13 protein-coding genes are annotated in these 13,753 nt (G+C 31.9%); 5 read left to right on the top strand and 8 right to left on the bottom strand.

Going from position 1 to position 13,753, the window contains the following annotated elements; all coding sequences use genetic code 11:
* Positions 1 to 160: 160 nt before the first annotated feature.
* Positions 161 to 1,039 carry a YitT family protein gene (locus EP747_RS01365; protein ID WP_129688186.1) on the bottom strand — a complete coding sequence of 293 codons (879 nt, stop codon included), beginning with the start codon at positions 1,037 to 1,039 and terminating at the stop codon, positions 161 to 163.
* A 175-nt stretch (positions 1,040 to 1,214) separates the two neighbouring features.
* Here EP747_RS01365 and EP747_RS01360 point away from each other — a divergent pair, with 175 nt between their 5' ends.
* Complete coding sequence (locus EP747_RS01360) at positions 1,215 to 1,658, top strand: MarR family winged helix-turn-helix transcriptional regulator (protein WP_129688185.1); 444 nt, start codon at positions 1,215 to 1,217, stop codon at positions 1,656 to 1,658.
* 2 nt (positions 1,659 to 1,660) lie between these two features.
* Positions 1,661 to 2,845, top strand: coding sequence for an MFS transporter (locus tag EP747_RS01355; protein ID WP_129688184.1), 1,185 nt, complete (start codon positions 1,661 to 1,663; stop codon positions 2,843 to 2,845).
* Between the two features lie 49 nt (positions 2,846 to 2,894).
* On the opposite strand, the gene EP747_RS01350 is transcribed toward EP747_RS01355, so the two are convergent.
* The 3 genes from EP747_RS01350 to EP747_RS01340 are packed head-to-tail and all read right to left on the bottom strand — an operon-like array spanning position 2,895 to position 6,585.
* Positions 2,895 to 4,016 (bottom strand): Ger(x)C family spore germination protein, encoded by a 1,122-nt coding sequence (locus tag EP747_RS01350; protein ID WP_129688183.1) that lies wholly within the window; start codon positions 4,014 to 4,016, stop codon positions 2,895 to 2,897.
* Positions 4,013 to 5,110 carry a GerAB/ArcD/ProY family transporter gene (locus EP747_RS01345; RefSeq protein WP_165346766.1) on the bottom strand — a complete coding sequence of 366 codons (1,098 nt, stop codon included), beginning with the start codon at positions 5,108 to 5,110 and terminating at the stop codon, positions 4,013 to 4,015. The genes EP747_RS01350 and EP747_RS01345 overlap by 4 nt, the downstream gene beginning before the upstream one ends.
* Positions 5,111 to 5,130: 20 nt before the next feature.
* Positions 5,131 to 6,585 carry a spore germination protein gene (locus EP747_RS01340; RefSeq protein ID WP_129688181.1) on the bottom strand — a complete coding sequence of 485 codons (1,455 nt, stop codon included), beginning with the start codon at positions 6,583 to 6,585 and terminating at the stop codon, positions 5,131 to 5,133.
* A gap of 161 nt (positions 6,586 to 6,746) precedes the next feature.
* Between EP747_RS01340 and EP747_RS01335 the strand changes: the two genes are divergently transcribed.
* Positions 6,747 to 7,490: a hypothetical protein gene (locus EP747_RS01335; protein ID WP_129688180.1), complete on the top strand. Its 744-nt coding sequence runs from the start codon at positions 6,747 to 6,749 to the stop codon at positions 7,488 to 7,490.
* A 27-nt stretch (positions 7,491 to 7,517) separates the two neighbouring features.
* Positions 7,518 to 7,865, top strand: a complete 348-nt coding sequence (locus EP747_RS01330) for a DUF952 domain-containing protein (protein ID WP_129688179.1) — start codon at positions 7,518 to 7,520, stop codon at positions 7,863 to 7,865.
* Between the two features lie 42 nt (positions 7,866 to 7,907).
* Here EP747_RS01330 and EP747_RS01325 read toward each other — a convergent pair whose 3' ends face one another.
* Both EP747_RS01325 and EP747_RS01320 read right to left on the bottom strand, forming a co-directional pair.
* The gene (locus EP747_RS01325; RefSeq protein ID WP_129688178.1) at positions 7,908 to 8,642 is read right to left on the bottom strand and encodes an AAA family ATPase; all 735 of its coding nucleotides are present in this window, start codon (positions 8,640 to 8,642) and stop codon (positions 7,908 to 7,910) included.
* A 342-nt stretch (positions 8,643 to 8,984) separates the two neighbouring features.
* Positions 8,985 to 9,323 carry a hypothetical protein gene (locus EP747_RS01320; protein ID WP_129688177.1) on the bottom strand — a complete coding sequence of 113 codons (339 nt, stop codon included), beginning with the start codon at positions 9,321 to 9,323 and terminating at the stop codon, positions 8,985 to 8,987.
* A gap of 193 nt (positions 9,324 to 9,516) precedes the next feature.
* Between EP747_RS01320 and EP747_RS01315 the strand changes: the two genes are divergently transcribed.
* On the top strand, positions 9,517 to 10,596 hold the full coding sequence (locus tag EP747_RS01315; protein ID WP_165346854.1) for a GIY-YIG nuclease family protein: 1,080 nt from the start codon (positions 9,517 to 9,519) through the stop codon (positions 10,594 to 10,596).
* Positions 10,597 to 10,691: 95 nt separating this feature from the next.
* On the opposite strand, the gene EP747_RS01310 is transcribed toward EP747_RS01315, so the two are convergent.
* The gene (locus tag EP747_RS01310; RefSeq protein WP_129688175.1) at positions 10,692 to 12,086 is read right to left on the bottom strand and encodes an amino acid permease; all 1,395 of its coding nucleotides are present in this window, start codon (positions 12,084 to 12,086) and stop codon (positions 10,692 to 10,694) included.
* Between the two features lie 156 nt (positions 12,087 to 12,242).
* A complete protein-coding gene (gabT, locus tag EP747_RS01305; RefSeq protein ID WP_129688174.1) occupies positions 12,243 to 13,559 on the bottom strand; it encodes a 4-aminobutyrate--2-oxoglutarate transaminase in 1,317 nt (438 codons plus the stop codon).
* Positions 13,560 to 13,753 lie beyond the last annotated feature (194 nt).

The raw sequence follows: 13,753 nt of genomic DNA, 5'->3' as shown, positions 1-13,753 counted from the left end.
TTTAAGACTTCTAATCTATCAAATTATCTACAAAAAAATAGTTTTCTAAATTTTCAGTTATCAATTAAATAATACAGCAAATAGCAAGAGAATAAAAGGAAAGAAGGTCCAACATTCCTGAACCTTCCTCCATATTTCAATGCTTTTGTTGACCATAATCCTAATGTACATTTTTCTTTTTAAATCTTCCACCACGTACTTCTGCAATATCTGAAATTGCTAAAAAGGCAGTTGGGTCAATGTCATCAACAATTGTTTTTAATTCTGCTTCTTCTAATCGAGTGATAACACAATAGATAACTTTTGTAGTTTCACCTGAGTATGCTCCAGTACCATTTATATATGTAACACCACGACCCATTCTAAAAAGAATTGCTTCCCCAATATCATCACTTTTGTCACTAATGATCCATGCTGATTTTGATTGTTCTAATCCTTCAACTACGATATCAATTGTTTTAAATGCGACTAAATATGCAATAATTGAGTACATTGCACGATCCCAAGAAAAAATGAATCCAGCAGCTCCTAAAATAAATAAGTTGAAAACCATAATGATTTCACCAACGGAAAAAGGAATCTTACTATTAATAATGATAGCTAGAATTTCAATCCCGTCTAGTGCTCCACCAAATCGAATGGCTAATCCTACTCCGACCCCTAAAACCATTCCTCCAAATATCGTTGCAAGTAATATATCTTCTGTAAAAGCAGGGATATGATGAAACATACTTGTTAAATAGGAAAGAACAGTGATACCAAGTATCGTCGAAATGGCGAAAGTTTTCCCTATTTGCTTATAGCCTAAATAAAAAAATGGTAGGTTTAATATAAAAAGAAATACGCCAAGAGGAAGCCCTGTAAGATGGGAAACCATAATCGAAATACCTGTTATTCCGCCATCGATAACATCATTTGGAACTAAAAATATTTCAAGACCTGTCGCTACAAGTAAGGAACCTACTAGCATAGCGATTGTTCTTTGTAAAATCTTCATTTTATGAGATTTTACATTTGTTGAATGTATTGCTTCTGCCATCTCAAATACCGTCCTAACTGTTTTGTAAAATTTTTCTATATTTAATATTTGCTCTTATGCTCAATTTATACTAAATTAAGTTCATTCACTGGACATTCACAATTTGTTCAAATATAATTAGCTAGACAACTATTTTAATTAGCTAGCTAACTAATTTTTTGAGGAGACTTTTTTTATGCGCAAAAAGCAGCCTTTCTTTTTTTTATTAAATCAAACTACACGTCAGTTTTCGAAATCATTTAATGAGCATCTCGTTCCTACTGGATTGTACTTGGCACAATGGTCCGTGATTCATTATATCCATTTACATGGACCGTGTACTCAACGAACAATTTGTTCAAATTTGAATATTGAGCCACCTACACTGACACGTACACTACGTAGAATGGAAACTTTAGACTTAATTGTTCGTAAAGAAGGAACGGACAAAAGAGAAAAAATGATTCATCTAACTGATAAAGCTATAAATCAATTTGATAGTTGGAAAGAGCAAATCATCTCATTTGAGAATGATGTTATTAAAGATATACCCGATGAAGAGCTTGATATTGCACTTCAAGTTTTTCAAAAAATGATGAACAATATGAAAGCGTCGGAGGTTACTAAACAGGGGGAATAAGTTTGAAAAACGAGCGTTTATGGACAAAGGATTTTCTAAGTGTAAGCTTAAGTGGATTTTTTGTGTTTTTAGTATTTTATACGTTGATGGCGACATTGCCGATTTTTGTGATTGATAATTTAGGCCAAGAGGATAGTAAAGTTGGTCTTGTAGTAACATCGTTTCTAATCGCCTCAGTTGCAATTCGTCCTTTTGCAGGCATCTGGCTTGATACAATTGGTCGCAGAAAAATACTAATCATTTCATTAGTTTTCTTTACATTAACAACATTTTTATATCCTTTTATAAATAATTTTGCATTATTACTATTATTGCGTTTTGCACAAGGGATTGTTTTCGGTCTAGGAACAACTGCAACCGGTACTATAGTTGCTGAAATAGTTCCTGTAACACGTAGGGGCGAAGGTATGAGTTATTATAGTTCATCCATGATCCTTGCAATGGTTTTTGGTCCTTATCTTGGTATTAATTTAATGAATCATTTCACCTTCCATATTTTGTTTTTTGTTTGTGGTTTCTTCGCAATTCTATCACTTATTTTCGGTCTATTCATTGCGATTCCTAAACAAACATTAAAAGCAAAAACTCGAATTAAACCATCACAATTAATTGAGCGTTCAGCATTACCAATCTCAATTACTTCAGCAATTATCTCTTTTGGTTACAGTGGTATCATTTCATTTATCACATTATACGCAAAGAATTTAGGTTTTGTAGATGTTGCTAGTTTCTTTTTTATTGTTTATGCAGTTTTCATTTTAGGATCAAGACCTTTCACTGGTAAACTATTTGATCGTAAAGGAGCAAACATAATCGTTTACCCTGGGATCATTTTATTTACGATTGGTCTAGTTGTATTGAGTTTTTCAACTGTACCAACAATCTTTTTATTTTCCGCTGCATTAATCGGTCTAGGCTATGGCTCAATCGTACCTAGTTTTCAAACATTAGCGATTAACACTGCTGCTCCTGCTAAAAAGGGAATGGCGACAGCGACATTTTTTATGTTTTTTGATGTCGGTATGGGGATTGGCTCTTACATTCTTGGAATTGTATCTGCGAAAACATCTTTCCATATTATGTACGTAATAACTGCAATTGCTGTATTGTCAACGACTGTCATTTACTATTTATTGCATGACCGTAAACAAAGAAAAGCTATAGATTTTGAAAATGCTGCCGCTTAAAATAGAAAACCCACCAATAAAAATTTGGTGGGTTTTCTATTTTACATCTTTACATCGTGATTCCTTTATCTATAATAATAATTTTAACTTTTACCTTTATATTTGATTTTTGATATGTATCAAGCCAATGATTCTCATTTTTTTCCCAATCAGAATATTGAAATGAATGAGCAAGTATGCCAAATCCAATTGGATCAACTTTATCTTTTTGAAAAGATTGGACTAAAACATTTAAATCTTTTTGTAACTTTTTTTGTATTGCATTTTTTAATACTTTTTCTGTTGCATTCGTCAATCCTATTGGGGATTCTGTTATCATAATCGGCATTGTCAAATTTACATTAAAGGTATAGCGACCATTTGAATATATTTTATCGATTTTACGCTTTACATCTTTAATGTAAAAACTAGTTTCTTCTTGAGTAAAAACATCATCTTGATCTCTTTTAAATTTTTTAAGATCCAATGCAATAACTAATTGCCCTTCTAAATGATCTTTTAAAATTTTAAACATTTGTGTTTCATTCATTGATAGGGTTCGATTATACATATTATTTTTTGTTAATAATGTCGTTCCATTAACTACTAAATGATCACCTTGTACTGTTAGTTCAGGTGCAAAAGGTGTAATTCCCTTCTCATAATACATTTGATGAAACATTCGTAAAGTCGTTCTGAAAGCAACATTTCGAAAATCAGCAGTTTGTAATAATTGAGGAATATAGATTGGCAACTCTGGCTTATCCTTTGGTTTTAAATTAAAAACATCTGAAAGTGGACCATCTACAAAAATAAGATCGGCATTTAATCGAAACTTTGGATCTCGATAAAACATATCCATTATTGAAAACCAATTTTTATGTTCAAGAACCTTTGATCCTATTACGATTGCTTGAATTTTACCACCACCAGTAACACCATTAGCTCGAGTATCAAAATAATTTCTTGATTCCTTAATTGAAAGGGTTTGTACACTAAAATGTTCAGTTTTCTCTTTTGTTTGTTCACTAAAGACTGGGCTTGCCATATATACTTCTACTTTATTTTCATCATTTACATCGATTCCTAAAATCATCGATAATGTGACATCTTCTATATTAATTTTCCCTCTGCAACCTGAAACGCCGATTACTAAAAAAATACTAAGCAAACATACTTGAAAATATTTCAATTGATTTTCACCTTACTTAATCTATTTTTTATTAAACCGCCCACCAATAAGAGGATTGGAATACCGATTATTATGCATGTTCCAGAAACCATTATATAATGTAAATGAATAGAGGTATTTGTAAACGTGGGTACTTGAATAAACGTAAGTATGAGAATTACGATAAAAAGAATTATAAGGATAAGAGGTTTTAGTTTAAATTTAAATACCTCTGATAATCCATTCATGCCGGCCCAAATATACGTAACCCATGTTTTCGATATAATCATTAAAAATAATGAGAATAAAATGAAATCTAATCTCTCAACATATTGGAATTCCATTATACTTAAAATATCGATTACAGGCTCAAACGTCTTTTTGATTTCATAAGGACTATAAATGACAAAACAAATGATTGTTACAAAAATATATGTAAAAGTTGTTAATGCATTTCCAATAATAACGCCTTTTATTGCCTTTTCCTTCGACTTTAAATAAGGATAAAAAACTAGAATTAACTCAATGCCTAGAAATGAAGTTGTCGTTAATGGAATTGTCTTAAAAATCGGTATCCAGCCATTCTTAATAATTGGTAAAATAAAATTTAGATCAGCATCTTTAAGTGTGAAAAGTAGCATGAATAAAGTAAAAAAAGCAATTGGAAAAATTGCTTCTATATATTTCGCAATTAAATGAATTCCACCTCTTAACAGCTGGTAAGTTGGAAAAAGAAATAACACTAATAAAACATACACTTTTGTTTCTTGAAGAATGTAGGATTGAATATATAAGATGGCTCTACTTAATACGAGATACCCAGCATAAAGGAAATAGATAGCTTGTAAAAGGACTACAATTGATCCAATTATTTTTCCTAGATAAAAAGTAAAAAAACTTATGTAATTTAAATTAGGAGCCTTCTCTCTTAATTTAACAAATAAAATGCTAATAAAAGTAGAAATTATCCCCCCAAAAAGAATTGCAATCCAACTACTTGTACCTCCTTTTAGAGCTAGTTCTCTAGGAAGTGACAACATTCCAATCCCTACTTGAATACCAAAAATCATTAAAATAAATTGAAATTGTGTAATTTTTGACTTCGTAATAACCATGGAAGAATCCCTTCTAACATTCATTCTTCATTACGTTTATTTTGTTTTTTCCAAAGATAGTTTAAAGGTACTCTTATGAATGTATCTTTAAATGCATCACGATTGATTGGGGAAAATGGTAAAGTATAGGGTTTGTTATAGCTAGATAAGCTCAAACCATGAATCATGAGAATCATTGTACTTACAATCAAACCGATTAAACCAAATAATGAAGCCATAATCATAATTGGAAATCGAATGACTCGTAAACTAGATGCCATTTCATAGTTTGGAATAATAAATGATGAAATAGCAGTTAGAGCTACAACGATTACCATAATATTACTAACGATTCCTGCTTGTACGGCTGCTTGACCGATTACAATCCCACCTACAATGCCAACTGTTGTACTAATAGGAGCTGGAAGTCTAATAGCTGCTTCTCTTAACATTTCTAAAGTTATCTCCATAACAATGGCTTCAAATAACGGGTCAAATGGAACCTTTGCCCTAGATTCCCCGATGGATAGAAGTAATTTTAAAGGAACGATCTCATAATTAAATGAAATAATTGCAATATAGATTCCTGGCAAAAAGATTGTTAAAAAAAATGCAACTACTCTAAGTATACGGTTAAATGAAGCCACCATCGATCTTGCTGCATAATCATCAATCGTTTTAAAAAATATTGCAAAATTAATCGGTAATATAATAACTTCAGAGGATCGGTCTACGATTAAAACTACTTTTCCTTCAAGTAATGTCGTAGCTGCAACATCCGGTCTTTCAGTTGTAAAATATTGAGGAAAAGGCGAAAATGGGTTCCTTTCCATTAATTGCCCTAAATGGTTTGCATTTAAAACAGAATCAAGTTTTATCTTTGAAATATTTTGTTCTACACCAGATAGTAAATCTTCATCTACTAATCCATCGATATACGCAATTGATACTGTACTTTTATTCTCATTCCCGATTTCAACTTGCTTAATTTGAAAATCTCGACTTTTAATAAATCTGCGAAGTAAAGCAATATTAGCTTGATCAGTTTCAACAAAGGATATTTTTGAACCTCTTAAAGAATTATCAATACTTGGAGGTGTATATGCTCTTTGTGGCAATTTTCCAGTTGAATAAACAAATGCGACTGGATCGCCTTCTACTAGTAGAATACTTTTACCATCCAATATTGCTGTTTCAATTTCTAAGATTTGATTAGTACGAACCGTATTATTCGTTATGAATAATTCTATTTCTTCTGTATTCGAACTTATTGTATTAATAAATTGAGATATTTTTTGTTCATCGACTATACTAGACAAATAGCAAAGCACAGCTTGCTTATCTAGAATTATCAAGTCTTTTGTTACTAAATCAGAGGTAGGAAAGATTCTTTTAATAATGTTAAGGTTTTCTATTAAATTTCCTTCAGTATGAAGAACGGAAGAACGTAAATTAAATTTTCTTAAACGCTTCTTTTGTTCATTAGAATAATCCACTTAATCTTCCAGCCTTTCATAAATTTCCTGCTTACTATCAGCTATCCAGTTTTATCATAAATGACTTATTTTATACTTAAAAAGCAAGTTCCTGGATCGTTGGATTTAATGGCAAACATTCGTTACAATGAACAATAAATAGTTGTGATGGAGGAAAAAATATGGCGATTTTAGCCAATTCAAAATTTACCAAGTATAAAAAGTTAATATCTTCTTTATCTCCTTCACTTGAAACTAATACATTAAAAAGTGAAAAATTTCTAGTAGATAAAGATGAAAAGAAAAATTTAGAAATTTATTATGCTCCTTTTGAGTACATTAATGAGCGAGCTAAAGTCATCATAGTAGGGATTACACCCGGCTTACATCAAATGAAGCAATCTTATTCTACTGTGATCAGGCTTAAGGATACAGAGATGAATGACGAAGAAATTTTACTTGAAGTTAAAAAGAATTCTAGCTTTGAAGGACCGATGCGAAAAAATTTAATTGCTATGTTAGATGAATTAGAATTACATCATTATCTTGGATTAAATTCAACTAGCGAACTTTTTAGTACAGCAAGTCATTTAGTCCAAACTACATCCGTTATTAAATACCCTGTTTTTTATAAAGGAAAAAACTATAATGGTTCAATTCCGAATATTTTAAGAACCGACCTACTTAAAAAGTATATTGTTAATACCTTTGCGGAAGAAATCATAAGACTAGAACATCCCCTCATTATCCCGTTAGGAGTTAATGTTTCAAAAGTTTTAACCTATCTAACAACAAATGATTATTTAAACTCGGACTCAATTTTATACGGTTTTCCCCATACATCTGGCGGGAATGGGCATCGACACAAACAATTTGCGGAAAATAAAGAAGACATGAAAAGAAAAATTAAATTATACTTTGAGTAATTATTTAATTATTAAAGGAGAACCAAAATGATTTTACATATTATTGGAAACAAAGACTGGCAAAATGCAAATAATTCAGGTGAATATTCACCTGATAGTTTAAACAACGAGGGCTTTATCCATTGTTCAACCCTCAAACAAACTGTTGAAATCGCAAACCTATTCTTTAAAGGTGCAACTGATTTAAAAATACTGTGTATCAATGAAGAAATAACAAAATCAAAAATCGTCTATGAAGATACTGAAAACTTCGGACAATTATTTCCTCATATATATGGCCCATTAAATTTAGATGCCGTTTTTAAAGTTGTTGATCTTAACTCTGACGAAAATGGGCAATTTATATTACCTGATGAATTAGTAGAGCAAGAATAACAAAAAACTCAGTTTCACTTAGTTGAACTGAGTTTTTTTGCTTCACTCATCATCACGTAACAAATCACTTAAAAACTTTTCTCTGTTTTGTAAAAAATATTTAGTAATTTGATAGTGATCCGTATTTTCATAATCAATTCTAGAAATTTCACCATGATCAAAGCTTAAAATATCTGCATTTGGATAACCAAGGAGAATTGGAGAATGCGTAGCAATAATGAACTGCGAATTTTCATTTTCAACTAAATCATGAATTATTTTTAAAAATGATAATTGCCTAGCTGGAGACAACGCTGCTTCAGGCTCATCTAACAAATAGATTGCCGTTTCATTAAATCGATTTAAAAACAGGGACAAAAATGATTCCCCATGTGATTGATTATGGAGAGACTGTCCGCCATAGCTGTCATATTTTTCATTTCCTGGATCCTCTAATTCATCTAAGTAAGTAGCAAAATTGTAAAATGATTCCGCTCGCAAGAAAAATCCATTCGAAATTTTCGGCAACCAAGAAAGTCTTATGTAATTTCCAAGCTGTGACTCCGATGCAAAAACTTCATAATTATTATTACGTCCCCCACCTGCTGTATTAAAATCACATTTATCAGCAATTGCTTCCAATAAAGTAGACTTTCCAGAACCATTTTCACCTACAAAAAAGGTTACATTACTTCTTAGGTTCAATTCATCTAAAGATTTAATCGAAGGAATTGAAAACGGATATTGGCTAAAGGAATTAATATCATCACGCAAAAGTGTAATTTTTTTTAAAAACATTTTCATCACCTATGAAGATTATACAGTAACTATGCTCCTTATCTAAGTACAACATATTATGTACATTATTGATAAGTTTGTGGACTTCGTTGAAATATGGGTAATTTTTGGAAGTACGTTTATAGATCTTTAAAAATGGGATGAATTCCTGTCATGAACAGTAGTTGGCATATTTCAGGCGCGTTTTTTTATTGTAGTTGGTATAATCGATCCATAATTAGCGGATTTTATGAATTTTTTATTCAAAATCTTTTATACGTTTAATATAAAAAAAGAGGGTTCTCCTAAGTAGTTTGACTGTTAGGATTCCCTCATTTTTTTATGGATGTCATTAAAATTGAATCAAAATACGCTACCAAGAGCATCTTTATAAATCACAATCGCTCTTACTACATGAAAAATAGCTACTAGAATAATAGTTACTTCATAAGCAGATACATTAACTAAATCGAATTTTTTGCGGAGTACAAATTTCCGAAAAAGTGCTGGGAATCCTTCATTCAGTTTTAAACAAATAATATAGAAAACTAGAATGACAAAGTATAGAAAGAATCCCATGTCAGCATACTTCCAGTTAACTAAATCAGCAAATAAACTACATAACCAAATTATTAATACATTAACAATACAAGCTAGAATCCAATTGGAGAAAGAGGATGTCGTATAGATCGTTTTCATCAAAATCACTTCTCCTTTAAATCTTCTGTAGTCAATTTTTACGCGTTTAGTCGATATTTTATGCGTGTATTAAAGACTTTAAATTATGTTTTTTATATAAAGTTTTGTTAAAGCTATTCCACATAATTGTTCTGACTTTTAATTCCTTTCTCATGTTAAAATGAGATTATACTTACAAGAAAAGGGATGAACTACTATTAATCTACAAGAAAAAGTAAAAAATCTGCCGTTATCCCCTGGCGTTTATTTAATGAAGGATTCAAAAGGTCAAATCCTTTATGTAGGAAAAGCAAAAAGCTTAAAAAAACGAGTTCAATCTTATTTTCAAAACTCAAAAGGACATTCACCAAAAGTGAAAAAACTGGTAACTCATTTAAAGGATTTTGATTATTTATTGACTGATACTGAATTCGATGCTTTCATGCTTGAGTGTCATTTAATTAAAGAAATTAAACCAATGTATAATCGTATGATGAAAAGTCCGCAATCATTTATTTACTTAGTCATCAACTTAAATAAAAAAGTTCCTTCATTTGAAATCAGCTATGAGCCAATTGAAAGCGAAAATGTATTAATATTTGGTCCTTTTACAAGTAGAAGTACTGTTGAAAGAGCAGTTACTGGCATTAAGGAATGCTTTAAAATAAATTGTGGCCATCTAGCAGTTAAAAATAGCGCATGTTTAAATTATTCGTTAGGGACATGTAATGGAGTTTGTCTAGGTGGATCAGCGCTTGAAGAGTACAATATAATCATTGATAAAGTTATTCGATTTCTTAATCGTACTGACATGAGTCTGCTTGAAGAAATGGAAAAGCTTATGTTAACAGCTTCTGAACAATTTGATTTTGAAGCTGCAGCTAAATACAGAGATTGGATTGAAATGGTTAAGTCTTTAACTAATAAAGAAAAACTAATCGAATTTACTGAACAAAATCATAATATTATTACAATTGAACAATTAGAAAACAACAGATTTAAGTATTTTCTTATCCATCGGACACAAATATTGCATTGTGAATTGATAAATATAGAAGACGATTCATTTAATCAGTTGATTGAACAAATATATTCAAATTCACTTGATTACTTCAAAAATAATAATGATCAATCTTCTAAAGATGTAATCCGAGATGAAATCGATGAAGCTCAAATTATTTATAGTTACTTAAATAGTAATAATTGCAAGCATCTAATTGTTCCAAGAAGATGGCTTAGTCATCCAAGTACTAAATTAACAAAAGAACTTCAAAAATTAGTTAATTTCTTTGTATAAAGGCTCTATAAAAATAATATGTTAATATTTTGAATGTAAAATATGGCTGTCAATATTGACAGCCATTTTACATTCTTATTAAACTAGCACATGCATTAATTATTTATAATCAATTCTTCATGTTTTGATTCAACTTTCTCTTTCTTTCCAATTTTAAAAATGAAGAATGAAGAAATTACTAAAACTGTAATTAAAGATGTTAAATAGAACTGTGAGCGAAGTCCACTCATAAAGAACATCGAGAAATAAATTACGACCATCGCGATGATGGAAATATAAGTTATATATGGGAAACCCCACATTTTTAATCGTAACACTGTACCTTTTTTCTCAGCTTCTCTTCTCTTTATTACATGCGATACTGCAATTACAATATACACTAGAAGAGCAATTGAACCTGATGCATTCAGGAGAAATGAAAAAAGTTTATCTGGTGAAATAAAGTTAAAAATTGCAGCTAGGAAGGCGAAAGCTGAACTTGCCCAGACCGCCCAATATGGTGATCCACCTTTGTTTACTTTTGTAAAAATTCTCGGAGCATTTCCTTGCTTCGCTAAGGAATATAGCATGCGAGAATTCGTGTAAAGTGCTGAATTCAAACAAGAAAGTACTGAAAATAGTACAACGATCTTCATGATTGTTGCAGCCCCAGGTATCCCTAAATTTGTAAGCAACGTTACATATGGGCTACTTAACGATTTCGCGTCATTCCATGGCATTAATAATACTAAAATAGTAACTGATCCGATGTAGAACAATGCTACACGCCAAACAACAGAATTAATAGCAGTAACAACAGACTTTTGAGGGTCTTTTGATTCACCAGCAGCAATTGCAGCAATTTCAGATCCAAAAAATGCAAACATAACCGTCATAAACCCACCTAATATTGCACTCACACCTTTAGGGAAAAATCCGCCATGTTGTGTCAAATTTGATAATCCCGGAGATTGAATTGTAGGGATAAATTTAAATAAAATCGCTAGACCTAATAACATAAATGCTGAAATCGCCACTACCTTTGTAATAGCAAACCAATATTCAAACTCTCCAAATGTTTTCACTGATAAAATATTAGTGAGTGTAAGAACAAATGTAAGAATTAAAGCCCATCCCCATAATGGAATACTCGGGAACCATGAATTCATAATATTTGCACCTGCAATCGCCTCGATTGCGATTGTAATCAACCAGAAAAACCAATACAACCAGCCAATCGTGTAACCTGCCCAAGGGCCAATCGACTCTTTTGCATACGTTGAAAATGATCCACTATCTGGGTTCTCTGCAGCCATTTCTCCTAACATTCTCATAAGAAGTGCAACTAATACTCCCGCTATTACATATGCAACAATTGCTGATGGACCTGCACTATGAATAACATTCCCGCTACCTACGAATAAACCAGCCCCAATGATTCCCCCAATTGAAATCATCTGAATATGGCGGTTCTTTAAATTTTGTTGTAAACCTTTGTTTTGTTTCTCCATATTCACCCTATCCTTTTTTTGTGTTAATATAAAACTCTTTATAAAAACCTTTCTTTAAAAGACTCGAGCATGTCCTATTCAACTCCACATTCGGAAGTTACTCTTAAAAAGTTTGAACATATGAAAATAATTGAACGTTTAAGATTCAACAAAATTTTAACAATAAACTAATACGTTTTCTAAAACGTTTTCTAATATGGCAAGACCTTCGCTAAGCTCCTCTTCTGTTATCACTAATGGGCTTAAAAAACGAATGATATTTCCATCTAGACCTGCAGTAAGTAATAGAAGTCCAGCTTCATTTGCTGCTTTTGCAATTTTTGTAGTAAGTTCTTTATTCGGTGTTTTTGATTTTTGATCTGTTATAATCTCTACTGCACACATGGCTCCAAGACCGCGAAATTCTCCAATGAAGTTGTACTTTTCTTGCCATTTTTTCACTTGGTTCTCAAGTACTTCTCCAATCCATTGTGCTTTTTCACATAATTGTTCTTCTTCAATAACTTCTAATACTGCTAATGCTGCTTCACAAGCAAGTGGATTTCCACAGTATGTTCCACCTAATTCACCTGGATCTGCCATATCCATTATTTCTGCCTTACCGATAACAGCACTTAGTGGCATACCGCCTGCGATAGATTTAGAAGCAGTCATAAGATCAGCTGCAATTTCAAAATGCTCCATCGCAAACAATTTTCCAGTTCTTGCGAAACCTGTTTGAATTTCATCTGCAACCATCAAAATACCATGTTTTGAACAAAATTCACGCACATGTTTTACAAATGATTTTGGCGGTATAACAAATCCACCTTCTCCTTGAATCGGCTCCATGACAATACACGCCACAGTCTCTGGTGCAACTGTTGCCACAAAAAATTGATCAAACTGTGCAATCATATCTGCTTCGTATTGTTCATCAGTCATGCCCTCTGGCTTACGATACATATATGGATATGGTGCTTGATATACTTCTGGTGCAAATGGACCAAAACCAAGTTTATATGGTTTTACTTTACTCGTCATTGTCATCGTCATTAATGTACGGCCGTGGAATCCGCGAGTAAATGTGACAACTGCTTGGCGTTTTGTATATTTTCTTGCGATTTTCACAGCGTTCTCAACTGCTTCAGCACCACTGTTTAGTAAAATTGCTTTTTTCGCAAAATTTCCTGGTGATACTTCACACAATTTTTCACAAACTTCAATGTATGACGGGTACATAATGACATTGAAACCAGGATGAATGACCTTTTCTGCTTGTTCTTTTATAGCTGCTACTACTTTTGGATGTGAATGTCCCACGTTAATTGTTCCTATCGCCGCACCGAAGTCAATAAACTTCTTTCCTTCCAAATCGTATAGTGTCGCTCCTTTGCCTTTTACAGCGATTGCTCGATTTCCATTACTAACTCCTTTTACTACATATTTATCACGTTTTTCTTGCCATTCTTTTGAGGTTAATTGCTTACCCATCTTTTGATTCCTCCATTTTTATAATAATTTTTTCTTTGATAGTTGCATTTCAAATACTAAGTCTTTTTTAAATAGGGCTTAAGCATGACTATTATTTATAACTCCCCATACCTTCATTTCAAATTTTAGTTTGAGAGCCGATAAATAAATCCAAAAACGTGTACCGTCTAAAAAAACAATAAAGCTAGACGATA

The organism is Gottfriedia acidiceleris (genome assembly GCF_004138285.1).
In the GTDB taxonomy this organism is placed as follows: Bacteria; Bacillota; Bacilli; order Bacillales; family Bacillaceae_G; genus Gottfriedia; species Gottfriedia acidiceleris_A.
The sequence above is the reverse complement of the archived record's forward strand: the minus strand, read 5'-3'. Positions and strand labels throughout refer to the sequence as shown.

Coding starts and splice junctions, on each gene's coding strand:
- EP747_RS01325 (WP_129688178.1), bottom strand. CDS start 8,642: ATGTTTTTAAAAAAAATTACACTTTTGCGTGATGATATTAATTCCTTT.
- EP747_RS01365 (WP_129688186.1), bottom strand. CDS start 1,039: ATGGCAGAAGCAATACATTCAACAAATGTAAAATCTCATAAAATGAAG.
- EP747_RS01335 (WP_129688180.1), top strand. CDS start 6,747: ATGGCGATTTTAGCCAATTCAAAATTTACCAAGTATAAAAAGTTAATA.
- EP747_RS01330 (WP_129688179.1), top strand. CDS start 7,518: ATGATTTTACATATTATTGGAAACAAAGACTGGCAAAATGCAAATAAT.
- EP747_RS01310 (WP_129688175.1), bottom strand. CDS start 12,086: ATGGAGAAACAAAACAAAGGTTTACAACAAAATTTAAAGAACCGCCAT.
- gabT (WP_129688174.1), bottom strand. CDS start 13,559: ATGGGTAAGCAATTAACCTCAAAAGAATGGCAAGAAAAACGTGATAAA.
- EP747_RS01345 (WP_165346766.1), bottom strand. CDS start 5,110: ATGGTTATTACGAAGTCAAAAATTACACAATTTCAATTTATTTTAATG.
- EP747_RS01360 (WP_129688185.1), top strand. CDS start 1,215: ATGCGCAAAAAGCAGCCTTTCTTTTTTTTATTAAATCAAACTACACGT.